General features: G+C 42.5%; 27 protein-coding genes. 11 read left to right on the top strand and 16 right to left on the bottom strand.

Annotation, left to right across the window (positions count from 1 at the left end; translation table 11 throughout):
* Window positions 1-39 precede the first annotated feature (39 nt).
* Complete coding sequence (locus MKY20_RS06980; RefSeq protein ID WP_009331754.1) at window positions 40-1,095, bottom strand: FecCD family ABC transporter permease; 1,056 nt, start codon at window positions 1,093-1,095, stop codon at window positions 40-42.
* Window positions 1,095-2,096, bottom strand: coding sequence for a FecCD family ABC transporter permease (locus MKY20_RS06975; protein ID WP_192907844.1), 1,002 nt, complete (start codon window positions 2,094-2,096; stop codon window positions 1,095-1,097). Before MKY20_RS06975 ends, MKY20_RS06980 begins: the two co-directional genes overlap by 1 nt.
* A gap of 224 nt (window positions 2,097-2,320) precedes the next feature.
* Here MKY20_RS06975 and MKY20_RS06970 point away from each other — a divergent pair, with 224 nt between their 5' ends.
* The 4 genes from MKY20_RS06970 (at window position 2,321) to MKY20_RS06955 (ending at window position 7,199) form a co-directional block, all read left to right on the top strand.
* Window positions 2,321-3,289, top strand: a complete 969-nt coding sequence (locus MKY20_RS06970; RefSeq protein WP_251175019.1) for an ABC transporter substrate-binding protein — start codon at window positions 2,321-2,323, stop codon at window positions 3,287-3,289.
* A 225-nt stretch (window positions 3,290-3,514) separates the two neighbouring features.
* Window positions 3,515-5,008, top strand: coding sequence for a spore germination protein (locus tag MKY20_RS06965; RefSeq protein ID WP_009331757.1), 1,494 nt, complete (start codon window positions 3,515-3,517; stop codon window positions 5,006-5,008).
* 35 nt (window positions 5,009-5,043) lie between these two features.
* Window positions 5,044-6,144: a GerAB/ArcD/ProY family transporter gene (locus MKY20_RS06960; protein WP_009331758.1), complete on the top strand. Its 1,101-nt coding sequence runs from the start codon at window positions 5,044-5,046 to the stop codon at window positions 6,142-6,144.
* A complete protein-coding gene (locus MKY20_RS06955) occupies window positions 6,141-7,199 on the top strand; it encodes a Ger(x)C family spore germination protein (RefSeq protein ID WP_251175018.1) in 1,059 nt (352 codons plus the stop codon). Before MKY20_RS06960 ends, MKY20_RS06955 begins: the two co-directional genes overlap by 4 nt.
* Window positions 7,200-7,232: 33 nt before the next feature.
* Here the strand turns inward: MKY20_RS06955 and rodA are convergent, their stop codons facing one another.
* The 3 genes from rodA to MKY20_RS06940 form a co-directional block, all read right to left on the bottom strand.
* Complete coding sequence (gene rodA / locus MKY20_RS06950; RefSeq protein ID WP_009331760.1) at window positions 7,233-8,405, bottom strand: rod shape-determining protein RodA; 1,173 nt, start codon at window positions 8,403-8,405, stop codon at window positions 7,233-7,235.
* 252 nt (window positions 8,406-8,657) lie between these two features.
* Window positions 8,658-9,440, bottom strand: a complete 783-nt coding sequence (locus MKY20_RS06945; protein ID WP_341000853.1) for a DUF4931 domain-containing protein — start codon at window positions 9,438-9,440, stop codon at window positions 8,658-8,660.
* A gap of 783 nt (window positions 9,441-10,223) precedes the next feature.
* Window positions 10,224-10,988, bottom strand: a complete 765-nt coding sequence (locus tag MKY20_RS06940) for a FixH family protein (protein WP_157380177.1) — start codon at window positions 10,986-10,988, stop codon at window positions 10,224-10,226.
* Window positions 10,989-11,289: 301 nt separating this feature from the next.
* Here MKY20_RS06940 and spoIIP point away from each other — a divergent pair, with 301 nt between their 5' ends.
* The 3 genes from spoIIP (at window position 11,290) to MKY20_RS06925 (ending at window position 13,406) form a co-directional block, all read left to right on the top strand.
* Window positions 11,290-12,423 (top strand): stage II sporulation protein P, encoded by a 1,134-nt coding sequence (spoIIP, locus tag MKY20_RS06935; RefSeq protein ID WP_071156654.1) that lies wholly within the window; start codon window positions 11,290-11,292, stop codon window positions 12,421-12,423.
* The gene (locus MKY20_RS06930) at window positions 12,410-12,592 is read left to right on the top strand and encodes a hypothetical protein (RefSeq protein WP_019383274.1); all 183 of its coding nucleotides are present in this window, start codon (window positions 12,410-12,412) and stop codon (window positions 12,590-12,592) included. The genes spoIIP and MKY20_RS06930 overlap by 14 nt, the downstream gene beginning before the upstream one ends.
* Window positions 12,593-12,659: 67 nt before the next feature.
* Complete coding sequence (locus MKY20_RS06925) at window positions 12,660-13,406, top strand: (S)-benzoin forming benzil reductase (protein WP_019383275.1); 747 nt, start codon at window positions 12,660-12,662, stop codon at window positions 13,404-13,406.
* 31 nt (window positions 13,407-13,437) lie between these two features.
* Here the strand turns inward: MKY20_RS06925 and MKY20_RS06920 are convergent, their stop codons facing one another.
* From MKY20_RS06920 to MKY20_RS06900, 5 genes are all read right to left on the bottom strand, one after another.
* Window positions 13,438-14,073, bottom strand: a complete 636-nt coding sequence (locus tag MKY20_RS06920) for a histidine kinase (RefSeq protein ID WP_009331766.1) — start codon at window positions 14,071-14,073, stop codon at window positions 13,438-13,440.
* A 244-nt stretch (window positions 14,074-14,317) separates the two neighbouring features.
* Window positions 14,318-15,052: an amino acid ABC transporter ATP-binding protein gene (locus tag MKY20_RS06915; RefSeq protein WP_019383276.1), complete on the bottom strand. Its 735-nt coding sequence runs from the start codon at window positions 15,050-15,052 to the stop codon at window positions 14,318-14,320.
* Between the two features lie 18 nt (window positions 15,053-15,070).
* A complete protein-coding gene (locus MKY20_RS06910) occupies window positions 15,071-15,772 on the bottom strand; it encodes an amino acid ABC transporter permease (RefSeq protein WP_009331770.1) in 702 nt (233 codons plus the stop codon).
* Window positions 15,759-16,580, bottom strand: coding sequence for an amino acid ABC transporter substrate-binding protein (locus tag MKY20_RS06905; RefSeq protein WP_009331771.1), 822 nt, complete (start codon window positions 16,578-16,580; stop codon window positions 15,759-15,761). The genes MKY20_RS06910 and MKY20_RS06905 overlap by 14 nt, the downstream gene beginning before the upstream one ends.
* A gap of 106 nt (window positions 16,581-16,686) precedes the next feature.
* Window positions 16,687-17,514: a DUF2935 domain-containing protein gene (locus tag MKY20_RS06900; RefSeq protein ID WP_009331772.1), complete on the bottom strand. Its 828-nt coding sequence runs from the start codon at window positions 17,512-17,514 to the stop codon at window positions 16,687-16,689.
* Between the two features lie 128 nt (window positions 17,515-17,642).
* On the opposite strand from MKY20_RS06900, the gene MKY20_RS06895 reads away from it, so the two are divergent.
* On the top strand, window positions 17,643-17,774 hold the full coding sequence (locus MKY20_RS06895) for a hypothetical protein (protein WP_019383278.1): 132 nt from the start codon (window positions 17,643-17,645) through the stop codon (window positions 17,772-17,774).
* A 252-nt stretch (window positions 17,775-18,026) separates the two neighbouring features.
* Here the strand turns inward: MKY20_RS06895 and MKY20_RS06890 are convergent, their stop codons facing one another.
* The 5 genes from MKY20_RS06890 to MKY20_RS06870 all read right to left on the bottom strand — a co-directional run bounded on the left by MKY20_RS06890 (window position 18,027) and on the right by MKY20_RS06870 (window position 21,876).
* Window positions 18,027-18,239, bottom strand: coding sequence for a hypothetical protein (locus MKY20_RS06890; protein ID WP_071156650.1), 213 nt, complete (start codon window positions 18,237-18,239; stop codon window positions 18,027-18,029).
* Between the two features lie 103 nt (window positions 18,240-18,342).
* A complete protein-coding gene (gene def / locus MKY20_RS06885) occupies window positions 18,343-18,921 on the bottom strand; it encodes a peptide deformylase (protein WP_019383279.1) in 579 nt (192 codons plus the stop codon).
* Window positions 18,914-19,105, bottom strand: coding sequence for a helix-turn-helix transcriptional regulator (locus MKY20_RS06880; protein ID WP_009331775.1), 192 nt, complete (start codon window positions 19,103-19,105; stop codon window positions 18,914-18,916). Before MKY20_RS06880 ends, def begins: the two co-directional genes overlap by 8 nt.
* 234 nt (window positions 19,106-19,339) lie before the next feature.
* A complete protein-coding gene (locus MKY20_RS06875) occupies window positions 19,340-20,830 on the bottom strand; it encodes a potassium/proton antiporter (RefSeq protein ID WP_251175555.1) in 1,491 nt (496 codons plus the stop codon).
* A 503-nt stretch (window positions 20,831-21,333) separates the two neighbouring features.
* A complete protein-coding gene (locus MKY20_RS06870; RefSeq protein WP_251175554.1) occupies window positions 21,334-21,876 on the bottom strand; it encodes a GNAT family N-acetyltransferase in 543 nt (180 codons plus the stop codon).
* Between the two features lie 270 nt (window positions 21,877-22,146).
* Here MKY20_RS06870 and liaG point away from each other — a divergent pair, with 270 nt between their 5' ends.
* Window positions 22,147-23,001, top strand: a complete 855-nt coding sequence (liaG, locus tag MKY20_RS06865) for a LiaG family protein (protein WP_251175553.1) — start codon at window positions 22,147-22,149, stop codon at window positions 22,999-23,001.
* A gap of 127 nt (window positions 23,002-23,128) precedes the next feature.
* On the top strand, window positions 23,129-23,821 hold the full coding sequence (locus tag MKY20_RS06860) for a C39 family peptidase (RefSeq protein ID WP_251175552.1): 693 nt from the start codon (window positions 23,129-23,131) through the stop codon (window positions 23,819-23,821).
* A gap of 229 nt (window positions 23,822-24,050) precedes the next feature.
* Here the strand turns inward: MKY20_RS06860 and MKY20_RS06855 are convergent, their stop codons facing one another.
* The gene (locus tag MKY20_RS06855) at window positions 24,051-25,058 is read right to left on the bottom strand and encodes an LLM class flavin-dependent oxidoreductase (RefSeq protein WP_071156648.1); all 1,008 of its coding nucleotides are present in this window, start codon (window positions 25,056-25,058) and stop codon (window positions 24,051-24,053) included.
* Between the two features lie 141 nt (window positions 25,059-25,199).
* On the opposite strand from MKY20_RS06855, the gene MKY20_RS06850 reads away from it, so the two are divergent.
* Entirely contained in the window at window positions 25,200-25,916 is a 717-nt protein-coding gene (locus MKY20_RS06850) for a 3-ketoacyl-ACP reductase (protein ID WP_009331790.1), read from the top strand.
* The last annotated feature ends 89 nt before the right edge of the window (window positions 25,917-26,005 follow it).

Here is a 26,005-nt window from a genome sequence, read left to right as displayed (position 1 = left end):
CCATTTACCAGTACGATACGAGTTTCAAGCTTTTCCAGATTATGCGTTTCTTGTCTTGAAAAGCAGGTAAATAAAGTAAGGTGCTCCAATGCTGGCTGTAAATACACCCGCCGGGATTTCAAGCGGTGAGAACAAAGTCCTGCCTATCAGGTCGGCTGCCATCACAAGGATTCCTCCAATCAGCGCAGAAGCCGGAAGCAAAGCGCCAAAAGCAGAGCCAACCAGCCTGCGGGCCATATGAGGAGCCATCAATCCAACAAAGCCTATCCCGCCGCCAAATGCAACAGCTCCGCCAATTAATGCTGTGCTGACCATGAGCAGAAGAAACCGGTATTTTTGGACTGTGCTCCCTACACCCTTGGCAATATCATCGCCAAGTTCCTGGATATTGACATTTCGTGCTAAAACAAAGGCAAGTATCAGAAACACGATGGTCCAAGGGACCAAAATTGTGACATTATCCCAATTTGAACCGTAAACAGTCCCGGTTATCCAAATATTTGCCTGGCTTGCCTGGTAAATCGGCCCAAAGACCATCATCAAGGTGGTGAGTGCCTTCATTAGGGCTGCAAGCCCGATCCCGATTAAAACAAGCCGTACTGGTGATACCCCATCCTTATAGGCGAGAAAATAAACAAGGAAGGCCAAAATAGCAGCACCCGCGAAAGCTGCAAGAGGCATCCAATTAATACTTACAGTTAATGCATTATTTTTATCACTAAAAAAAGCAAGAAATGCTACAACTGCTGCAGAGGCCCCTCCTGTAATCCCGATTATGTCAGGAGATGCAAGCGGATTTCTGATTATCCCCTGCAGGATTCCCCCGGCTGCAGCAAGCGCCATTCCTACCATTAAGGCAACGATAATTCTTGGAAGTCTGAATGACTGAATGACCAGTCTATCCATATCCGAACCCCCGCCAAAGAAAACCTGCACTACCTTCAGAGGGCTGATTTTCATTTCACCCGTGCCGGTGCTGATGACAAATACTCCGGCAGCAGCTGCTGCCAATAATAAAAAAGTGATAAGTGCTTTCCGGTTTACTAAAAAAGAAATTCTATCGCCAAACAGGCGCAAGTTATAATATTTTTTCATTACTGATTGAACCCCCTTCTGGCAATATACACAAAGAAAGGAGTTCCAATTACAGCTGTCATGACGCCAACAGGAACTTCCTGCGGCATGATGATATACCTTGATGCTATGTCCGCTACAAGAAGGAGCATCCCCCCGAATAGACCCGCATAAGGAATGACCCAGCGATGATCAATGCCGACAACCGCCCGGGTTAAATGGGGAATGACAATGCCTAAAAAGCCGATAGGACCAGCAACAGCTACCGCTCCTCCTGACAGAAGCACAATAACAATGCCCGCACCCAATTTCAGCAATCCTGTTTTCAAGCCCAGCCCCTTTGCGACATCCTCGCCCATTGATAAGACGTTCAATTTCCCCGCAATGATCAGGGAAAAGATCCAGCCGGCTAATAAATATGGAAATACAGCTGCGAGGGTGTCCAGCTTCCTTCCCGATACCGATCCTGCCAGCCAAAATAGCACCTGTTCCAGGGCAGTCTCATTAATAACGAGGAAGCCTTGTGTCATCGAAGCAAACATGGCACTCATCGCTGCACCGGCAAGGGTCAATTTCATGGGGGTCAGCCCTTCCCTGCCGATAGACCCAATTATATATACGAATATAAATGAAACAGCAGCTCCCAGAAATGAAACCCATGTAAAGACCTGAAGATTACTAATTGAAAAAAGCGTTACTGTAATAACGACTGCAAATCCAGCACCTGCGTTTATTCCAAAAATTTCAGGAGCAGCAAGGGGATTCTTTGTCAATGTCTGGAGCAGTACACCCGCAATCGCAAGGCTTGCCCCTACGGCCGCCGCAATCAATGCTCTCGGCAGACGGACTGATTGAATGATTATGTGTTCATTCGTTCCATCGAATTGGGTAAAGGCATCAAGTGCCATCTTCCAGGTTGTGTCGGTATACCCGTATACAATACTGAAAGACATTAATACTAATAATAGGAGCATAGCTGCAAATAGCCCAGCCCACCTCAGAGAATTTGTTTTTAATAGCATAGCGAGACCCTTCTTGCGTCTATTTAATAAGGTTTAGTTACATTTTCAGTCTATTGTACAGAGGATTAGCTGTCAATGAGTTTGAAAATCATTTTCAGTGATGATTTGAAAAAATTAAATGAAAATGATTTTCAATTACCTATTGACATTTTACCGTGGCCACATTACTATAAAAATGTCAAATGAAAATGATTATCATTAACAACGCGATGGAGGAGTACATAATGAAATTCAAATCTTTACTTGCCATTCTTTCAGTTTTCACAATCTTGTTCCTGGCAGCCTGCGGGAACAACAATGAACAGGATGAGACAGCTGACAAAGAAAAAGAAGGAAGCAAAACAGAAGATACAGGTTACACAGTAGAGCATGCAATGGGCACAACTAAGCTTGATAAAACACCTGAAAAGGTAGTAATTCTGACAAACGAAGGTACAGAAGCATTACTTTCCATGGGTGTTACTCCAGTCGGTGCCGTTCAGTCCTGGACTGGCGATCCATGGTATGAACATATAGCAGAAGATATGAAAGATGTTCAGGTTGTGGGAACAGAAAGCGAAGTCAATGTAGAAGCAATTGCAGCGCTGCAGCCGGACCTTATCATCGGAAACAAGATGCGCCAGGAAAAAATCTATGATCAATTAAATGATATTGCCCCTACTGTTTTTGCTGAAACATTGCGCGGAGACTGGAAGGAAAACTTTGAGCTTTACGCTAAAGCACTGAATAAAGAAGAAGAAGGCAAAAAAGTCCTTGCTGATTATGACAGCCGCATCCAGGAAATCAAAACAAGCCTTGGCGACAAAATAAACCAGGAAGTTTCCATTGTCCGCTTTATGGCTGGAGATGTCCGCATCTACCATAAAGATACCTTCTCTGGTGTAATCCTTGACCAAATCGGTTTTGCAAGACCTGAAAGCCAGAATGTTGATGATTTTGCAGAAAAAAATGCTACAAAAGAGCGAATTCCTGCCATGGATGGAGATATCCTATTCTACTTCACATATGAAACTGGCGACGGTGAAGCAAGCCAGCTTGAGAAAGAATGGATTGAAGATCCACTATTCAAAAACTTAAAGGTATCCCAGGACGGCAATGTCCACAAGGTTAATGACACAATCTGGAACACTGCCGGCGGAGTCATAGCTGCAAACCTGCTTCTGGATGATATCGAAAAATATTTTTCCAAGTAATCTCAACTCGTGATTGCGCTCCCATAATACCCCCTCTTTTATAGGAGCTCAAATATATTAAAAGGAACCTGAACCAACCAGGTTCCTTTTTTATTTTTCCATATTACATTTTCCCGATCTTACCTGCCGTACATCCAAACCCTTCTTTTTTTATTGCCTTCCATTCATAAGTTTTCCAAAACCGGCAACAATAAGCGTAATGCCGAAAATGATGGTGATTTTCCTATGAGAAACTGGTTGAAAAACAAACGGATTAAAGAGGATATCCAGCATAAGGATTGGGAAAAATCCTTGATTAAATCCAAAGACTTCAAAAAAATATTTTATTATAACCAAAAAACAAATGTGCGCTTTGGACTTACTTTCATGGCTACTTTAATTGATGAAAATATTATTCAGGATGGTGTTCTCCCTAATCTTCTGGAAGAAGAATTCCGGGAAATAGAGGATATTAAGCAGCTTGTCCCTGTGGCCGATGTACAGATTTGTGATGACCCTTCTCTAATCGAACAAAAGCTTTTAAATGGCTACGTCATGCTGACGATTGAGACAGAACTTAAACATTTCGGCTTTATAGCTGCGCAAAAAGAAATCGTCAGGGGGTTAAGCCAGCCTGAAGTTGAATTTTCGGTTATCGGCCCTAAAGAAGCTTTTGTAGAGTCAATGGGCCAAAATTTAAACTTAATCAGGAAACGTCTTCCGGTAAAAGAACTGATTATTGAAGAGTTTAAGCTAGGAAGCCTGTCAAAAACCGCTGTAGCCATGCTTTATATGGAAGATATCACAAATGAGGATAATGTAAATACTGTCAGGCAGAGACTTACAAACGTGAAGTTTGATGCCATTACAGACAGTTCTTATATTGTACAGCTGATTAGTGATAACTCCAATTCCCCTTTTCCTCAGCTGCTTGATACGGAGCGGCCTGATAGGGTCGCGGGAATTTTGGCAGAGGGAAAAATAGCCATTGTGGTTGACGGCTCACCCCATGTGTTAATCACACCAACCACGCTTGTTGAATTTTTCAGTTCTTTTGAAGATTATTTTTTAAATTGGATTTTGTCTTCTTTTTTCCGGCTGATCCGGTTGTTCGCGGTTGCGTTTTCCATTCTCATTACACCTATTTATGTAGCAACCCTTTCATATCATTATGAACTTATTCCAAAAGACTTGCTGAGCACATTAATTACATCAAGACGGGAAATTCCGCTCCCTCCCATTTTGGAGGCATTATTTCTGGAGCTGACCATTGAACTGCTGCGTGAGGCAGGAGCCCGCCTTCCGACCAAGGTTGGCCAGACAATCGGTATCGTTGGAGGAATCGTAATCGGGACTGCATCTGTAGAAGCAGGCTTGACGAGTAACGTCCTGCTCATTATTGTAGCTCTCGCCGCTCTCGCCTCCTTTACAACACCTGTATACAGGATGGGCAATACGATCCGCCTGCTTCGCTTCCCTTTCCTGTTTTTTGCAGAACTATGGGGCCTGCTCGGGATTGTGTTTTGTTTCTGTGTACTGCTGACTCATTTAATAAGGCTGACTTCACTTGGAAGGCCATTCCTTGAGCCGCTCTATCCGCCTCGGGTTATGGATATGAAAGATGCCCTTATCAGGCTTCCATTTGAAAAGCAATCCAAAAGGCCGATATTTTTACGGACAAAAAATCCAATCCGTTTCAGTAGGAAAAAGGCCAAAGAGAAAAAAGATATCGACGAGTAATGCCCAATGTACCAACTTAAGTGGAGGTGAACCAGATGAAGGAACAGCCAGTACCAGAGAGATTGCAGATATCTCCCTTTTTAGTATTTTACTTGGTCATGTCCATGCAAATTGGGATCGGTGTGTTAGGCTATCAGAGGATTATCGCAATGGATGCAGGATACGATGCCTGGATCTCCATATTATTTGCCGGCGCATGCATTCATGTAATTGTTTGGATGATCTATAAAATTGGCGATACCGTTGGCGGCGATATTGTAACAGCACATAAATACGTCGTGGGTAACTTTCTCGGCAAGGCACTCTGCTTCATTTTTATTGGCTATTTTATCCTGTATTCCTTAACAGTAGTAAGGACATTTATTGAAGTCATACAGGTTTGGATGTTCCCTGAATTAAGCACTTTCTGGTTCTCCTTCGGTTTTATGATTCTTTGTGTTTATATTATTTTTGGAGGATTTAGAACGGTAGTCGGTACAGCCTTCTTCGGGCTTGTTCTGCCGGCTTACCTCCTCCTCACATTCGGCTGGGCGATTAAATTCTCCAACTTTTACAATCTGTTGCCCATCTGGGATCATTCCATTAAAGAACTGCTTACAGCTTCTTATCATATGTCCCTTACTTTCATTGGGTTTGAGATCATCCTTTTTTTCTATCCATTTATTAAAGAACCAAAAAAATCGCAGAAATGGGCTCATCTGGCCGTATTAACAACTACTCTTATTTACACTATTCTAGCCATCATTACTTTTGCCTATTTTTCTGAAGACCAGCTGGCTAAACAAATTTGGGCCAGCTTAACGATGTGGAAAATAGTTGAGATGCCCTTTGTTGAACGATTTGAATATATCGGGATAGCCAACTGGAACTTAATCATCCTTCCTAATGTTTGCATTTCCATTTGGATCGCCTCCAGACTTATTAAAAGGGTATTTAACATCCGCCAGAAAGTGGGAGTGTTTTTTGTTGTTGCAGCAGTGCTTTCCGTTATACATTTTCTGGACACAAGAGAAAAAATTAATATGCTTAATAACTATGTTGGAAAAATGGGATTTGCTTTTACCTTTCTTTATATTCCTTTGCTTTTCGCTGCTGTAATGATCGCCAAGAAGCTAAAAAAGGGGAAGAAGAAATGAAGAAGCTAATACTGCTCTGTCTCGTCTTGCTGCTTTCCGGCTGTGTGGATAAAGAAATACTAGATGATATTAATATTGAAGTAGGAGTGGGCTACGATTTAGCAGATGATTTAAAAGACAAGTATAGAGGTACTGTATTATTTCAGGAATTTCAGCCTGATAAAAGTGTGATTAATCGGACATTTTCTGGAAGTGGAAAACTGCGCCAGGACCTTCTGCTCGAAGTGACTAAACAATCATCAGAGCCAGTCGTAACAGGAGGGTTAAAACTGGCAGTCTTTGGACCTGAACTTTCCAAGAAAGGAATTTATGATCTTGTAGATTCCTTTCAAAGAGACGCAAGTATCGGAGCACGTGTATTTGTTGCAACTTCGGAAGGGAAGGCAGAAGACATGTTAAATGGTGAGTATGGAACACGAGGAAACTCAACCTACATCTACAATCTAATCCAGCATAATATTGAACATCGGGATATTCCTAAAACCAACTTGCATATCCTAGCCAATGATTATTACCAGGAAGGCAAGGACCCATTTCTGCCGCGTCTTAAAAAATTAGATGATGATAAAGTGGAAATAGCCGGCATCAGCCTTTTCAGCAAGGATAGGGAAGTAGAGGTCCTTCCTGTGAAAGACATGTTCTTTTTTAAATTGCTGGTCGATAAATATAGCGAAGGAAACTTCGATGTTAAGTTAAAAAAGGACGAGTTAGCTGCTGTAAAGAGTTTAAGGTCCAAGCATAAAATTAAGATAACTGATCATCATGCTTCCATAACCATTAACATTGAAGGGATTATTCGTGAGTATACCGGAGATAAGTTAGCATCAGAGGTTGTTGGCGCCGTTCAAAAGAAACTGGAGAAAAAGGTCGAAAAGGAATGCCTCAGACTACTAAAACAGTTTCAGGAACTCGGAATTGATCCAATTGGGCTCGGCCAAATGAAAAAATCCAAGCATCGGAATTTTGATTTTAAAAAGTGGGAAGATGATTATAAAACGCTGAGTTTTGATGTAAAATGCAATGTAACAATTGAGGAAACCGGCGTAATTGAGTAAAAGAGCGGGCTTTCACAGCCCGCTCTTTCAATTTTAATCATTTGTCGAGAACATATATTTTTTATAGTGATAACGAATCGAGAAAATCAGCCCCATGGCCAGCATATTCCCCATCAGCGAGCTTCCTCCATAGCTGATGAAAGGAAGCGGTATGCCTGTGATTGGCAAAAGGCCGATAGTCATCCCGATATTTTGAAAGACATGGAATGTAACCATGCTGATGACACCTACACAAATATAGGTATAAAAGTTGTTTTTGGTTTCCATGCCGATCTTAGTAATATGGTAAATCAGCAGAAAGAAAAGGCTGACGACAATACTTGCGCCTACAAAGCCAAACTCTTCCCCTACGATACTGAAAATAAAGTCGGTATGGCTTTCAGGCAGATAGACTTCCCTCGTTCCATATCCTTTCCCGCTTGTTTCCCCTGATCCAATGGCGAGGAGTGAGCGTGTCAGCTGAAATCCGGTTGAACTTTGATAGTTATAAGGATCAATCCAGGAATAAATACGCGCAAACTGATATTCCTTTACCCCTAGATACTTCTCAAGAATATCCGGATGCCATAAAACAAAATACAAAATAGTGCCAGCCAGAGCCGCCCCTGTTCCAAATATTGGCGCCAGAAGCTTCCAGCTGATTCCTGAAATGAATATCATGCCAAGCATGATTGCCAGAAATACAAGGCTTGTCCCTAAATCGGGCTGCTGCATAACAAGCAGCAGAGGCACCATAGTTAAACCAACCAGTTTAATGAGCAGCCATAAATCAGTCTGCATGGTTTTGTATACATTTTTTTGATGATGCTCGTCAATTGTTTTTGCCAAAACCAGAATAATAAACACTTTAACAAGCTCGGCAGGCTGAAGTGAGCCCATACCCGGAACCTTGTACCATGCCTTTGCCCCATTAATGACAGGGGCAATGCTTGATGGCGCCACAATCAGGAATCCAAGCAGTACAATCCCCAGGCCATACACATACCAGGATATCTTCTTCAGCTGATCGGAATCCAGTGTGATTACCGCAGCTATGATTCCTGTTCCAACAGCATACCAGACAACCTGCTTCAAAAGGAAGTTTTCTGTATATTGACCTGTTGTCTGTGCGCTGTAAATGGAAATGGCGCTTACCAGGAATAAAAGCATCAATATTAATACTAAGCCCCAATCCAGCTTAGGAGGTGTATATCGATTTGAGGTCATGATCATTCTCCTTTAAAAAACAAAACCATTTGCCTTTATCTTTTAAGGCATAACGGAGCACAGCGCAAGAAATAAAATATGTACTTCATATAATTTCTCACTACAATATTTCATTATATTTTTTATAGAGATAAATCACAACTTCTAAAAGCGAATGGTTATTATTTCAAATTTTTACGATTACTGAGAATGGTTATTTCCGTCCATATCCGGCATCCGTCGAAGGTACCCATCAATCGGGTATACCAGGCATTAAGGCCTGACTTTAAATTCCCCGCTGAAATATCTCACTTTTATATCATCTCTCATCCATTCAAGATTATTAGGAACCTGAGGGATGCTGTAGCCAATAAAAATTGGCGTGGTAATATAGCGTGGAACAATTTTTGCGTAAATATCCCTGCCCAGCTTGTAGAAAAACAAATTATAGCTATTGCTCGGAAAAGGAAAGGCATTCAGAATATAATGAGCAGCTGTCTGGATGCATTTTGCAAAGTGCGGAATATCATCCTGATCGGCAAGCTTAACGTTGAATTCATAGAAACCGATTCTCGGAGAAGTCGATAAAGTGAACACCGTATTGCTTTCCTGATGAATAAGGAGACCTTCAAAGTCCTCTGCCTGAATTTTTTCCTTGTAATCAATATTTCTCAATCCGACAATTTGCATATGTGGATGGGCGATACTCCCCCCGGATAATGGGCCGTGGTTTTTGAAAAATAACACAGATTCATATTCTCCGCTCTTTTCCATCTGAAGCCAATGCTTCAACCCAAATGAAATCAGCCTGACCAAATGCTCCTCTGAATAAATGGACAGCTCTCCGTCACATTGATCCGTTTCAATCAGCACGGTCTGATAGGAACTTTCAAGAACAGGAAACTTATTTTTCAGCAGAATGATTGAATCCTCAACGGCGATGATATCCGTCAGCTCCTCCCTTGCACAAAAAGGGCAGCTTATATCCTTATTCCGAATGCTATTAGGCTTTTGGACCCCAATCCCCGTATTAAAATGCAAATGTGTATCTGACATCTCTTTGACACCTGCTTTTCTGTAATCTCTCCTTTTATTTTATCATGAAAATGGCAGCGAAGTACCTCAGGCAGTTTCTTGGGTGATTTTGACCGAAGAAGCCCCGGGTTTGGACAGACTCTGGACTTTTTCTGCCTTTCCTGTCCGAACTTGCCTCAGGTTCGGACAGACTCTGGACTTTTCCTGCCTTTCCTGTCCGAACCTGGCCCGGGTTCGGACAGATTCTGGCCTTTTTCTGTCTTTTCTGTCCGAACTTGCCCGGGATTCGGACAGACTCTGGACTTTTCCTGCCTTGCCTGTCCAAACTTGCCTCAGGTTCGGACAGACTCTGGACTTTTTCTGCCTTTCCTGTCCGAATTTGCCCCGGGTTCGGACAGACTCTGGACTTTTCCTGCCTTCCCTGTCCGAACTTGCCTCAGGTTCGGACAGACTCGGGCCCTTTTCTGCCTTTCCTGTCCGAACTTGCCTCAGGTTCGGAAAGACTCTGGACTTTTTCTGCCTTTCCTGTCCGAATTTGCCCCGGGTTCGGACAGAACTCTGGACTTTTCCTGCCTTCCCTGTCCGAACTTGCCCTGGATTCGGACAGACTGGGGCCTTTTTCTCGCTTTTCTGTCCGAACTTGCCCTGGGTTCGGACAACAACAGGCAATTTCCTGCCTTTCCTGTCCGAACCTTACCCCGCATTATTTAAAACTACAGCTAAAGTTCATCTGTTTAATTAAATATTTCCTGTCTGACCCAACAAAAAATCAGCAGGGCATGAAAAACCCCGCTGATTAATGCTTTATTGCACCGTTAATTCAGTTTCTGTGTGCTCGTGAATATCGTCGCCTTTTTCAACATGGGTTGTGATCGTGTATGTGCCCGGTTCGGTAAACTGATGGTCGGCAGTGTATTTGCCCGGTTCTGTTTCAGACATGTTCACCCATTGAGGTGTTTCGCCATTAAGTGCAATTTCAAGCTTTACTTTAGCCTCCGCCAGCGGTTCCCCTTCATTATCAACCTTGACAGATAAAGCTGTTTGTTCGTTTGCATAAATTTGGTCAGATGCCTGCAGCTCAATGGATACCTCTCCGCCATGACTGTGAGAGTGGCCTTCTTCATGTCCCTCATTTTCTTGTTCATGCCCCGTTCCTGAGTCCTCCGCTTTTGCCTCGCCAACTTGTACGGAAACCATTGGCATTGTATGCTGGCTTCTAGCCGTTACATGGGACTGAACATAGTATAGGCCTTCTTCTGCAAATATATGATCAGCGGTATATTTCCCCTCTGAATCGTGCTTTGCCTCTGCCATATCACCGTTTTCTTTTTGTCCTTCCTGCCATATTTCAAATTTCACCTCATCCGCATCCGTTACGGCCTCATCGCCCTGTCTTACAGTGACGGCAAGGGTTGCCTCCTCTCCAGGATTAATGGTTTCAGGCACCTGGATGACGGCTTCAATGATTTGCGGCACTTCGTCGTTTTTTGCGGGCTTTTCTTCTTCTGATTGGCTGCATCCGCCAAGAACAAGCAAGCTCGCCATTATGCTGAATAATATCTTTTTCAATTTAGTGTCCCTCTCTTTATCTATATTGTCTTTTGATATTATCAATATAAAAGCCAATTGTGATAAAACAATGAAATTTTTTCAAAAAATAAAAGACCCTCCTTTTCAGGCCTTTTGAGATTTAGTAAAAAGGATTGCTTTTTATAATGTGTTTTATACCAGATGGACGCAAGATCATTCAGGACCGCTTTTTTGCCCCCTTCTTTCGAGATCTCTTCTGCAGCCTCTTTTCATATTAAGGGAATCCCCCATCTTCTAAATCAGCTTATCCGTCATATATTTAGAGAGTGGAGGGATTTATATGAATTCTAAATTAACAATCCATTCTATTTTCTTTTATATAAACAGCTGGCTTTTCAGTATTTGTGCAGTAGTCGCGATCGCTGGAATTGTTACGCTTTATCCGGCTGCCTTCTCTTCATCACATATGAATGTGCTGCTTAAGGACATTAAAGCCGACCAGCTCTTCATTCACTTTTTGAAAGCTGAAAACCATTATTTTCACAAGGATGTTCCTGCTGAAAGCTACTCCCTATCCGGAACCCTTTTTAAGCTGGCAACCAACACACAGCCGAAGGATATCAGAACATTCCTTGGCCGGGAGCTGCCTGGTTTTTCAATCTTTGACACCGGTATTGCTGTTGCCGGAGAGGGTACCGACTTTACCAACCTGCCAGTGGAATCTGCCCCTCCCCTTGAAGTCCTTTTAAAAGAAAAAGAACTTGCTATGAATGACGGTCAAAATGAAGAAAATACGGCTCCTCCAGTTATTCCGGACAAGAAAGGGGTCCTTATTTACCATTCCCACAGCTGGGAATCGTTCGCTCCGCTTTTAAAAGATGTAACGGATACAGATGAGGCCGTTAGTCCAAATGAGCAGGTGAATGTAATTGCTGTCGGGAAAAAGCTTAGTGAAGAGCTGGCGAGAAAAGGCATAGGTGCTGAGCATGATAAAACCAATATTGCCGCAGAACTGAAAAAGAAGGGCTGGAACTGGGAAAATTCCTATGCCATGTCCAGAGAGACTGTACAATCCGCCATGACAGAGAATAAGGATGTTAAATTCCTAATTGATATCCATAGGGATTCGCTGCCCCGAGGGAAAACAACCGCAGTAATTGGCCAGGAACCATACGCGCGACTATTTTTTGTCGTCGGCAAAGAGCACAAAAACTATGAACAGAATTTAAAAGTGGCTACCGAGCTCCATAAAGCGCTGGAAGCAAAATATAAAGGAATAAGCAGAGGAGTATTTGTTAAAGGAAAAAGTGAAGGCAACGGCATTTACAACCAGGATCTTTCCGAGCGGGCCCTTTTGCTGGAATTCGGAGGTGTGGAAAACAATCTGGATGAACTAAATAACTCCATAAAAGCATTTGCTGATGTATTTAGTGATTATTATTGGAAGGCAGAGCCAGTCAATGCGGAAAATTAAAGCTTGCCATTATTGTCTGCTGTTTACTTTTTTCATCACGTTTATTCTTTACCTTCTGTTTGGCATAAGCACTATTACGGTTTCCTGCCTGTTTTCAGGAATTATCCTCTCAATCATCAATTTAATAGAAGATGAAATGATGGCATTCAGAAAGGACCATAATGGCTGATAAAAGAAAAAATGATTATTTTCTGTTTTAATAGAAGATAATGAAACAGGAAATAGGAGTGATCAAAGTGAAATTAGCTATCATAACAGGTGCATCCAAAGGTTTAGGAGCTTCCATCGCCAAGAGAATGATAACAGAAGGAACTGGCATCATATCTGTATCAAGGACTGAAAACCCTGAGTTGGCAAAACTTGCTGCAGAGAATCAAGTTTTTTTTGCGCAATATTTCTGCAATCTCTCCTCACCGGATGAGCTTGAATCTGCTTTCAGCGAACTGACAGCACTATTGCAGGAAAAACAGCCGGAAACCCTATATGTATTTAACAACGCAGGGGTCATAGACCCCATTGGAACAGCCGGAAATCTTGATCATGCGGCATTAATTCAAAATGCCCACGTTAATCTGATTGCTCCTATTATGATTTCCAACATCCTGATGCGTGAGGTTTCAAGTGAAATGACCATTGTCAACATTACTTCAGGTGCTGCTGAAAGGCCCATACAGGGGTGGAGTGCTTACTGCAGCACTAAAGCCGGAATAAATATGTTCACGGAAACAGCAGCATTGGAATTGCAGACAGCAGGCAGCAGCCATAAGGTTATTGCCTTTAGTCCCGGTGTTATGGATACCGCTATGCAGGGAACCATACGTTCTTCAGCGAAGGAAGCATTTCATGATCTTGAGAAATTCCAGGCATACAAGGAGAAAGGAATGCTGCGGGATACGGAAACTGTGGCTAATGCACTAGTCGATTTGCTGCTCCAGAAGGAAATTGAGAGCGGAAAAGTTTATTATGTAAATGACTTAATCTAAAAGGCAACAAAAGCCGGCTAAATGAGCCGGCTTATTTATCTCCCAATATATTACTATCTACAACACCATGGTGAATACGGAGCACTTCATGATTATTATCTTTTTGTATAACAAAAAAACCGTTCGAGAAGTCGGAGGATAATTCTTTAAAGAAGATGCCCTTTATTCCATTTTCCTGATCTTCCCCAATGATCAGGTGATAATCGGAGCCTTTTTTGACTATCTGGGCCGGGAGCCCTTTATCCCAGTCGTCAGAGGGATCATGAACCTTTCTTGAAACTTCAACGACATGTATGTCCACCCCTTCAAGCAGCTGGAATAAATCATTGATCAGCGAATGCTTTACCATCCGCTCCAGCTTGGTTTGAACAGCCTGCCCAAGGATAATCTGGGTAATTTTATGCTCCTGTACCACATCAGCTATCACCCTGGCGACTTTTTTGCCCTCAGCATACTTGGAGAGCATATTTAGCCCGTATTTCTCTGCCAAACTTTCGAACAAATATTTTGTCTGAAGCTCGTTAAAGTCAAGCTCTTCCTGCTTCCGGTTTTCCACGTAGAGAATATAGCCATCCCCCTGAAATGCTTCCTTCAGTTTTTTGCCTCTATGGGCCAGTATCTCCGCATGATTGGGATTGCTTACACATATTAGAATATTTTCCTTCATTTTTACACCTCTCCCACGGATTCTATATTCAGTATAGCACGAATACCATGGAATAAACCCCGCGGCAAAAGGGCTCCATGAGAATGTGTTAAAATCAATTAATAATTTTTAGAAAATATGAATAAGAATATCTCTGCCCGGGCATACTAATCCTACAAGTGTAAATCCCCCTTTTTTTCCGCTTCCTGTTAAGGAAGCATTTTTTTTGATAAAAATTGACCTCTGCCAGTATGCAGAGGTCTTTTTATTGAATTAAATTCAGGAACTGGCTGGTGCGCGCTTCTTTTGGACTGGAAAATATCTGTTCAGGCTTGCCGCGTTCTTTTATAATACCGCCGTCCATGAAAATGACTTCATCCGCTGCTTCCCTGGCAAATCTCATCTCATGAGTAACGATCACCATTGTCATTCCTTCAGCGGCCAGGTCCCTCATCACCTTCAGCACTTCTCCAACAAGTTCAGGGTCCAGTGCCGAAGTAGGCTCATCGAAAAGCATAACCTTTGGCTCCATAGCAAGAGCCCTAGCAATCCCAACCCGCTGCTGCTGGCCCCCTGAAAGCTGGTAAGGATAATAGCCGGCTTTATCCGCTAAACCAACTTTTCTTAAAAGCAGCTCCCCCTTTTCCTTTGCAGTTTCCTTTGATTCGCCTTTAACTGTAACCGGCCCTTCCATGACATTTTCCAGTGCAGTCATATGCGGAAATAAGTTATAGTTCTGAAAAACCATTCCTGTAAGGCGCCTGAAGGGAGGAATTTGCCTTTTCGAGACCTGCTGAGAAAAGTCGAGGACTTGATCGCCAATGGCAAGCAGTCCTGAAGTAGGCTGCTCCAGCACATTTATGCACCGCAGCAAGGTTGTTTTTCCGGAGCCGGATGGCCCAATCACTACAACCACTTGCCCTGTTTTCACTTCCAAATTAATTCCTTTCAGTACTTTCAGCTGATCAAATTGCTTATGCAAATCCTTTATATTAATCATCTATAGCACTGCCTCTTTTCATGAAGAAATATATCTGTCAAGACGGCGTTCAAGCCTCCCCTGCAAGATCGAGAGCATGAAGCAAATCACCCAATATATGAAGGCAGCCTGTGTATAGAGAAGTAAAAATTCATAATTGGTTGCAGCTATTTCCTGTGCTCTTCGGAACATCTCTGTAACCAAAATCATGGAAGCCAGAGAGGTATCTTTTACAAGGCTGATGAATGAATTGGATAGCGGCGGTATCGATACCCTGGATGCCTGCGGAAGAATAATTCTCTTAAGCGTCTGCGAATAAGACATGCCAATGGAATACCCCGCTTCCCATTGTCCTTTTGGGATCGAAAGGATGGCTGCCCGGATAATTTCTGAGGAGTACGCCCCTACATTCAGCGAAAATCCTATAATCGCCGAAGGGAAAGGATCAATAATGACACCAATCGTCGGGAGCCCGTAAAAAATGATGAACAGCTGCACAAGAAGCGGCGTTCCCCTTATTGCTGATACATATATTCCCGCTATCGTCTCCAGTGCCTTATTACCCGAAATTCGCGCAAGTGCCGTAAATATTGCCAATGCCAGCCCGAATATAAATGAAATCAATGTTAAAGGGATGGTATAAACAATGGCCCCCTCCAGCAATGGCTGGAATGAATTCTTCCCAATCTCTATCAGTCTTTCGACCCTTTCCGGGTTGGCAAAAATACTACTTAAGTACATCTTCGCCAAACCATTTTTCCGAAATTTTCAAGTAAGTGCCATCCTCCACCATTTCGGTCAAAGCTTTATTAACTTCATTAACCAATGTATCGCTTCCCTTCCTGAACATTAGGCCGCTTTGGGAAGCATCTTCGGATTCATCCGCGATTTTGACTGGAGCATCAGGCTTATGTTTTTTAAAGTCCAAAAAAGACAAATTATCGTTGAGTGTAACATCTGCTCGCTTTGAATTAATCAGCTCAATCGCCTGGTTAAATCCGTCTACTCCTACAATTTCTGCTCCATAAGACTTTGCCAGATCAGCATAATTGCTTGTCATGGACTGTGCGGCTTTCAAACCCTCTATGTCTTCAAAGCTTGAAACTGATTCATTTGATTCATGAGTAATCAAAACAGCAGCAGAAGAAATGTAGGGATCCGAGAAATCATATTTCTCCTGGCGATCAGGTCGAATCCCCACCTGGTTTGCAATCATATCGAATCGTTTTGAATCCAATCCGGCGAACATGGCATCCCATTGTGTTTCCAGAAATTCCGGCTTTAAACCAAGCCTTTTGGCCACTTCCTTTGAGATTTCCACATCAAAACCGGTAAGCTCGCCTTTATCGTCATGGAACGTGAATGGCGGATAAGTGCCTTCCGTTCCAATTAGCAGCTTCCCCTCATCCTGGACCTTTTTCCATAAGTCCTGCTCCTGCTCTTCTGACGCAGGCTGATCCTGATTGTCCGGGTTTGCTTTATTCGTTCCGCACCCTGAAATGATTAAAACAAAACAGATTAGAACAGCAGTAAAAAGAGTCTTTTTCATGTTTGCCTCCTGTTTGAGAAATGATTTTATTTTATCTTTTCCTAAAGTGCTTAGTTTATAGGAGGTCAAAGAAAAAAACCCTCTTTCTAAAAGAAGGCTTAGGATACTAAGTATAAGATGGTTTTTTCAAAGAACATTTAGAAGCTTCTTCCGCCAGTTCAGGTGCATAGTAGCTGAGCTTTTTAATTAAATAGCAGGCTTCAGGGAAATGATGTTCGAGAAACCTCAGGGTTGTCTTATTGAGAATCCTTTTGCCGGCGTATTTCTGGACTATCCCCTTAATGTATTCATTCATTTCAATCACAGCCAGCCCTACATCCCTGGCCATTTCCTGCTGCCGCGGAAATCCTGGCTGCGTAAACCGGAGATATCCTTTCATATGTCGGTTCTGCACCAGGAAACCCTGAAAAATCCGGGTATAAATTTCTGCCTGTTCATTTACAAATACCTCAATGGGATCGATTGAATTTCTCAGAAGAATGATGTGCCCCAGCTGATCCTCAAGCCACAAATCCAGCAAATCAAATAGGGATTGCGGCTGTGGTATAAGCCCTTTTACATAATAGGACAGCAAGCGCAGATATTCCTCATTTTCACTTAATGTGCCGTTAAAATATGTTGGCGAGAGATTAAGATTGATTAAATTATTGATTCTCAGATTCTGAAGCTTTCCTTCAAATTGAAAATAGCCGTTTGCAATTGGCCATATCTCCATGGCCATGGCGATTGCCCCCTGTGTGTTTGCTTCTGAAGATGGAGATAACTGATTAAGCCTATTTCTAAGGTTACGGAAGGCTTGTCTGTATTCATCCGCTCTTTTTACATACTTGCTTTCTGTTGGAGAAAGATTGTCCCTGACAAAAATTGCATGGTCTTCAAGAATCTCCAGCCAAAAGGCATGCTCCTCCCAAGGTGTCAATCCTATCTCATTCATTTAGATCCCCCCATTATAATCCTTTTAGATGTATATGCCATTCATAAAGGAAAGATGAAGGCCGGTCCGGATAAAAAAGGGGCGCTTTAGAAAAAATAAGGAAGCATTTATAAGAAAGGAGAATCGCTATGACAAAAAAGTTCAATAAAGGCAGTAATAATCAAAACTCACCAAGAGGAAATCAATCAGCCATCAGCGGAGATAACAGCAAGGGCAATAAGAGGAATAAAGATCAAAAGGATAAGACTGATTTGGATTAAGAAAAGCGCAAGGCGCCCGCCTACCTAGGAACGCAGACTAAAACCGCCACGTCCTGTGGCAACGTCTGCATGACCCGCATCCTGCGGGCCTCAAGCATAAGACAAGCCGGCTGAAAGGTTGTTCTTTAACCTTTTGGACGGATTGGCTTAGACCCGAGAGCCTATGGCGCCTGGAGCTAGACAGTTATCGAAGTTCAAAGTTATACTTTTAATCTTTTAAGAGAAAACCGGCTTCCTTATCAAAGCCGGTTTCTATTCGTCATCTCCTGAAATTTTAATTGCAGGCGTGTTGTTATAAAGATAGGTTGGAGCCATGTTTTGTGTCTGATCACGATTATTCATAGCTTCTTGCAATTTTAGATTAGCATCCTCTGTTTCTGTCTTGCTGTTCGTTTGGAAGTGAACAGTCTGATCCTCAAGCTTTTCATTAAGCTTGATATTGGTTTCAGCAGTTTTATCATCCATTTGCCTAATCCTCCTTTTGTTATAGTTTGTTATAATCGGTTATAAATTATTTACCACATCCTGTTCCCACAAAACAAAAAGCATAAACCCATGGTCTATGCTTCTAAAAGTTCTCCATAACCGAGTTTTCCGGAACTCTGAACGGATCATTTCTATTAATTCGATCATAAAACATTATTCCGTTCAGATGGTCGATTTCATGCTGCATAATGATGGCCGGAATCCCCTTGAATCGGAGTGTCACTTCTTCGCCTTCAAGATTATGGGCTTTTACCTTAATGCGCTCATAACGGGGCACATACCCTTTTACGTCACGGTCTACTGACAGGCAGCCCTCTCCCTCCGGCAGGAAAATGACACCGACAGAGTGGCTGATGATTTTCGGGTTAATTACGAAATACTCCTGAGGCTCAGCTTTTTCATTGGTAAAATAGGCGGTAAACATGCGTTTGTTAAGGCCGATTTGGTTGGCAGATAGCCCAATGCCCGGACGTAAGCCATATTTCTTTGCAATGGCAGGGTCCTGGCTGTTCTTCAAATATTGCATCATCGCAATCAGCGTTCCGCGATCTTCTTCAGTCAAAGGCACTGTGACTTCTTTTGTTACCTCCCGCAGGATCGGATCCCCTTCCCGCACAATATCTTTCATAGTAATGATTGTATCAGCATTAAATTTACTCATAAATAAACAATTCATCTACCTTTACTTTTAATGTTTTAGAAATTTTAAAAGCGAGCTCCAGTGTGGGATCATATTTATTATTTTCTATGCAATTGATTGTCTGCCTGGCCACACTGCATTCTTGAGCGAGCCTTTTCTGTGTTATTCCCAGCTTTTTTCGTATTTCCTTTATTTTATTTTTCATCCTATCACCTTTTGGGCTGAAACTATTATTATGGTAGCATTTCAGACGGCAGGATGTCCAATACTTTGGACATTAGTTGATGCCCATGAAATTTTTTCGCGAAAAACAGAAGATAATCGCGATATTTTGATTTTATCCGCGATTTTACTTGGTTTATCCGCGAAAAAACACAAATATCCGTGAAATTGCAAAAAAACCAGTGCAGATCTTTCTCCACACTGGTTCCTTATTTGACTACGCCTCTGCTTCTACCAGAGTTTCAGCTGGTTTTTTCTTTTTCAGCAGCAGCTTAAGCTCTCTTTTATATTTTCTCTTAGTAAGGATGTAAAGAAAATCTCCCTGCTCAATTTGGGTGTTGCCTGTCGGAGTAATTAACTCATCTTTACGAATGATTGCATTGACGAGTGCGCCTTCAGGAAACGGGATCTCCATCAGATTTTGCCCGATAATGAATGCATCATCTTCTATTTCGAATTCAATCATTTCAGCATCTGCTTTTCCAAGGGAAACCAATTCCAGGGAATGCATGGGAGTAGCCTTCTCAGGCCCAGTAAGACCGAGCTTTTCGGCTAACAATGTAATCGTTGACCCCTGGATAAGAGCGCTTGTCAGGACAACGAAGAAGACAACATTGAAAATTTCGTGACTTCCTTCCACACCGGATAGCAGCGGGAAAGTGGCCAGCACGATTGGCACAGCTCCTTTTAATCCTGCCCAAGATAAGAAGATCAATTCCTTCATTGAGAAGCCCATCTTGATGGTGGTTAAGAACACAGCAGCAGGTCTGGCAACAAATATAAGAAGAGCTGAAAGAGCCAGTCCTTTTAGCAAAATGTCAGATTGGAAAAGCTCATTCGGGAAGACCAGGAGACCCAAAATAACGAACATCGCAATTTGCATCATCCAGGCAAACCCTTCTGTAAAACGGAAAACAGAGTGGCGATAGGCAATGTCTGCGTTTCCTATCATAATACCCGCCACATATACAGCAAGAAGGCCGCTGCCTCCCAGATAAGCTGTTATTCCATATGTCAGCATGGCAAATCCTGTTGCAAACACAGGATAAAGCCCGCTTGAATCCAAGTTAATTTTATTCAATGACCATATTGCCAATTTGCCAAACAGGAGACCGGCTATTGCTCCCACTCCCATTTGGATAAAGAAGGAACCAACAAGCGAGAAAATGCCGGAGCCGGGAGTCATGATTAACTCAATCATGGCAACTGTCAGGAATACTGCCATAGGATCATTGGAGCCAGATTCGGCTTCCAATGTTGCGGAAATCCTGGATTTTATATTTTGCCCTTTCAATACAGCAAAAACGGCAGCTGCATCAGTCGATCCGACAATCGCGCCAAAAAGCACCGCGACAGTCCAATCCACCCCAAGAATAAACTTTGCAGCCACAGCAACAAGACCAGTGGTAATCACAACACCTAAGGTTGCCAATGATAAGGAAGGTGCAATGACCGTCCGAGCTGTTTTCCAGTTCGTCTGCAGTCCACCTTCAAACAAAATAATGATAAAGGCCAAAACCCCAATCATCTGAGCAATTCTCGCATTATCAAAATAAATGAATTGCCCTAATCCCATCCCGACCGCGATAAAGAGAACAAGAGCCGGCACGCCAAGCCGTGCAGAAAATTTAGTTGTCATAACTCCAGTAATAAACAGAATAGCAGCCAATAGGATAAGTGCATCTGTGTGCCAAATAAATTCAGCCAATACGAATCACCTTCTTTATTTAGATTTAATTAAAGGATATAGGTTATAAAAAATGTTTTATTATTGTTGAGGAATTCTTTTTATGAATCAGTAAAGCTGTATGAAGGAGACAATATCATGCAAAATTAAGTCTCAGTTTGTTCAGACTTAAGTGACTTTTTTACAACGGAGAATTTGCCTTGCTTTTGAACAATTTCTTTTAAAGTGAAGAATGACTTGTGTTCTTTACGAAAAAGGCAGAATTTAATGTTAGCCAGTGTAATGCCCGGAGAAGTGATGACAACAGTTCATGACGGATCTTTAGCATGGTGAAGAGCTGCTGTTAGAAAAGAAGTGACAGTGAGCCGCGAGCTTGGTTTCCAGCATAAGATTATCTTTTGCCGCTTCCGCTGTCTTTATCGTTTTTTTAATGTAACATAAATACATCATAACATATATTATGTAACATTGCACTTCATATGCATGCTTTTAATAAAAATCGGACTTGCCATTAGGCAAATCCGCTAAATTTCTTTAGATAGATGAATCATCTCATCTTCCAGTTTATACTCCTTATATCCGCAGCGTTTATAGAGGTTTACCGCACTATTCCAGGCAATATTTGTTTCGAGGACAACTTTTCTGTAACCGGCTGCTTTGGCGCGTTCCTCCAGTTGCCGTACCATCATACTGGCAATGCCCTGACCCCGGAATTCCTTTTTTACAGACATTCGCTGCAGCCTGCATTCCCCATTGCCTTCATTGGTCATCGCACCCGTACACACCAGTTCATTTTCAATCAAACCAGCCAGAAAAAGGATACCCTCACCGTTATATGTTTCTGTAAGGTAATTCAAATCAGAATTTAACGAATGGTCAATAAATCCGAAGCGTTCCTGGAATCCATTCAGTATTAATTCTTTTGCAGCAGTCTCGTGATCTTTTGAGATCTGTACAATCTTTAAATCCGATTTAATCATTTTCAGCTCAGCAGCAGCCAGTTTTTTATCGCATACCTCAGGCATACCGCCATTAATTGTTTTTCCATTGACAGTAGTGGTTTTCATAGATTCTCCTGTTTTTTCCTTTTATAATAAGATATTAGCAGTAAAAAGAAAATTCTTTTTAGAAAGTTAAAATAAGCGGAGCTTCTCTCTAGAACTTTTGCTGCTCTGAATACATTCCAGTTTGCGCATCCCCGCCGGACAAAAAAACGTTATACTTTATTCCGTACGCCTCAAGTCTTAGCTGAATTTAAAGCTGGGGCTCAATGTGCATGAATTGGGATTAACATAAAATATAATTAAGAAATTTATGAAGGAAAGCAGGGGTTCATAGTGAAAAGGATTTTCGCCATTTTTATCATTTTAATCTGTTCTTATTTGCTCTTTACCGGCGTAAACAGCTGGCTCAGTTCTGGAGGAAACAGTACCGAAGCTTCTCTCAGCAAGAGGACAGATCATATCAGCATAGATGTATCAAGTTCAGATACAGTCATTATTCCTGAAAAGAGAAATGATGTTAGAGCAGTGCTTGACGGTAAAGGGAAAGTGACCGTAAATAAGTCAGGAAACGAAGTTCGTGTAGAATACAAAAGAAAATGGCTGGACGGCTTTCAGTTTTTCAATAATAAAAGCAATCTGAGGATTTACATTCCTGAAGATTTCAATAAGTCCATGTCAATTGACATTGGTTCAGGCCGTCTGAATTTTGCCGGTGAATCTAAAAGCAAGCCTTTCGAGCTTGAGAGTCTGGATGTTCATATGAGCTCCGGCAAAGTCAGCCTTGCCAACATTAAGACTGATGAATTTGAGCATGAAGGGTCATCAGGGATGATGGAAGCAGATCATATAACTACCCGTGCAGGAGAAATAGATATGAGTTCCGGCAAAGTAAAGATCCGCAACTACCAGGGCAAGCTTGATGCCGGAGTATCGTCGGGACAGCTGGATATAATGGTCGGCAAACTGATTGACTCAATTAAAGTGGAAGCAAGTTCAGGCTTTGTCCGTCTTGATTTGCCTGATGATGCGGGCTTCACCTTAAAGGGCAAAGCAAGCAGCGGCCATATCAGCAGCAATATTGAATTGGATGATGAGAAACGCGATAAAAATGATATTTCCGGCAAACATCGATCTGGAGAACATGACATCCGTATCTCTGTCTCCAGCGGAAAAGCTGAAATTAATTAACTGCTGCATTGAAGTCCGGGAAACCGGGCTTTTTTTAATGCTGAATGAGGATTAAGACTCGACACCATGGGGAAATAGTCTTATACCATCATTTTGACAAGCGAAATCTCACAAAGGAGTGTGAATCTTGAAGAAAGCTATTTTACTGGCATCCATTCTGTTGTCAGGCTGCTCTTCACCATCCTGGATTCCCGGCCAGGAAAGTGAAACTGAATCCGCAGAGCAGGAGGACGGCAAAGTGTTAATTGATGCCCCTCATTATTCGCAAAAGCCTGAGCTTGAAAGAGGATGTGAAGTAACCAGTCTTGCCATGCTCCTGAATCATGCAGGAGAAGAGACCAGTAAAATGGAATTAGCCGAAAAAATAAACCGTGTTCCTTTCGAAATGGATGGCTATAGGGGAAACATTCATAAAGGCTTTGTTGGCAATATGCAGACATTGGATGAACCTGGACTCGGTGCCTACCATGAACCCGTTGCAGAACTGGCTGAAAGCCATTTGCCCGGAAAAATTGAAGACCTGACAGGCAGCGGGTTCGACAAAGTAATCGAGCAGCTTGATGACGGGAGACCAGTCTGGGTGATCATCACCAGCACTTACGACGTATTGCCTGATTCAGAATGGGAAACCTGGGAAACTAAAGATGGCCCGGTCAAAATAACCTACCGAATGCATGCTGTATTAGCCACAGGCTATGATGAAGATCATATCTATGCAAATGATCCGCTTAAGGAGAAAAATACCCAATACCAAAAGGACAAGTTCATTGCCGGATGGGAACAGATGGGAAGACAGGCAATCACTTATGTGGATAAATAAAAACCGCGAATGTATGGGGATAATTTTTTGTCTCGATCAAGATTACCTATGTGGATAACTCTATTATTTCCTTGGATTATCCACTTAATGTGGATGAATCGGACAAAAAACACCTTATATTGTGGATACTTCTGAAAAATTGAAAAAGTCAATGAATTAGTTATGCACATTTTGAAATATGGGAAGCTCTAAAATAAAAATCATCCTCAATCCGCGGATGATTTGTGAATTACAAATTTTTAACTAAGCCGAAAGCTTCGGCCAGCAGTTTGTAAGAATTTAGCTTGTCTTGAAAGCCATGAATATTGGTAATGACCATAAACTCATCTGTTCCGTAGATTTCGCTGAGCAGCTTCAATTCCTCTTTTATTTTTGCTGGGGTACCAACTATCATCCGTTGGCGGTTTTCAGTAATTTTTTCTTTTTCCACATGTGTGAGCTGGATACCTTCAGCTTCTATGCTTGGGATTAATCTCGTATCTCTCCCTTTTTCAACTGCCAGAAGCCACAGATCCTGGCTCAAAGCCAGCTTCTCGGCCTCTTCCTGTGTCTCAGCGCATACAACAAAAATACACACATTTGCTTTCGGCTCAGACAAAGCTGCTGAAGGCTGGAATTGGCTGAAATATGTATCCATTGCTCTCTTTCCATTGGCGGGATTGATAAAGTGGCCATACGTAAAGGCAGCTCCATGTTCTGCTGCCAGTCTTGCTCCGCGATGCGTGATTCCAAGAAGCCATAATAATGCAGGATCTTCAGCCTGCGGAAAAGCTTTTACTTGCTGATAAGGATGGCCTTCTGGAAGCTCTTTGTTCAAAAACCCCTGCAAATCCCTAAGCTGTCTCGGAAACTCATTCAGACTTTTCCTTACTCCATCTGTCAGGGCAAGCCGGGTGGATGCGGATCCTCCGGGAGACCTCCCAATGCCCAGATCGATTCGTCCTGGAAATAGAGTTTGGAGCACATTAAAATTTTCGGCAATTTTATAAGGGCTGTATTGCGGCAGAAGGATTCCGCCTGAACCGACCTTAATTCGGCTGGTGCTTGATGCAATATGGGAGATAAGAATTTCCGGTGAGGAGCCAGCCATTCCATTCGAATTATGATGCTCAGCCACCCAAAAACGGGTGTAGCCAAGCTCTTCTGCCACTTGGGCAAGCTTGACTGTTTTACGAAAAGTTTCAGCTGCAGTATCCCCTTTTGCCACGACAGATTGATCCAAAACACTGAGCTTCATTAGAACTCCCCCTTTTATTGAAGATGATCTTATCACAAGGGATGCAGTTTCCTCAAATGTCCCGGCTGCGCAAGCGATTTATTAGGAAATTTACAGCCTTTCTGGTAGTATATGAATGATTTTTTTTAAGGAGGAAAAACGATGCATACATTAAAAGGCAAAACAGCTCTAATCACAGGAGCAGGCAGAGGGATCGGGCGTGCAGCAGCTATCGCGCTTGCGAAAGAAGGCGTCAATATTGGTTTGCTTGGCCGCACGATTGAAAATCTTGAAAAAATGGCGGATGAACTTAGCCAGTACGATGTGAATGTATCTGCTGCTGCAGCCGATGTTGCCGACCTTGAAGCCGTTACTCATGCAGTCGAGCATATTAAGTCAGACCTTGGCTCTGTGGATATCCTGATCAACAATGCCGGAATTGCCAAGTTTGGAGGATTCCTGGAGCTATCTCCTGATGAGTGGGAAAGCATCATCCAGGTCAACTTGATGGGTGTTTATAATGTTACAAGAGCCGTTCTTCCTGAAATGATCGAACAGAAGTCCGGAGACATTATCAACATTGCATCCACAGCCGGCCAAAAAGGCGCACCTGTCACTAGTGCATACAGCGCATCCAAATTTGCCGTTTTAGGCTTAACAGAATCCCTGATGCTTGAGGTTCGAAAGCATAATATTCGAGTTAGCGCATTGACTCCAAGCACGGTTGCCACTGATCTTGCGATTGAAACAAACCTGACAGACGGCAACCCGGAAAAGGTTATGCAGCCGGAAGACCTCGCAGAATTCATGGTAGCACAGCTGAAATTGAACCCTCGGGTGTTTGTGAAGACAGCAGGCATGTGGTCGACAAATCCGTAAGATTTTGGAGGAGCCCCTATCGCTTTATGATTGGGGCTTTATTTTTCTTTTTGAATTAAACTCTTTCTCCATCAAAAAGAGACTGCCTT

The organism is Cytobacillus sp. FSL W8-0315, from assembly GCF_038002905.1.
In the GTDB taxonomy this organism is placed as follows: domain Bacteria; phylum Bacillota; class Bacilli; order Bacillales; family Cytobacillaceae; genus Cytobacillus; species Cytobacillus pseudoceanisediminis.
Note: the sequence above shows the minus strand (reverse complement) of the source record. Positions and strands in the feature narration are given on the sequence as shown.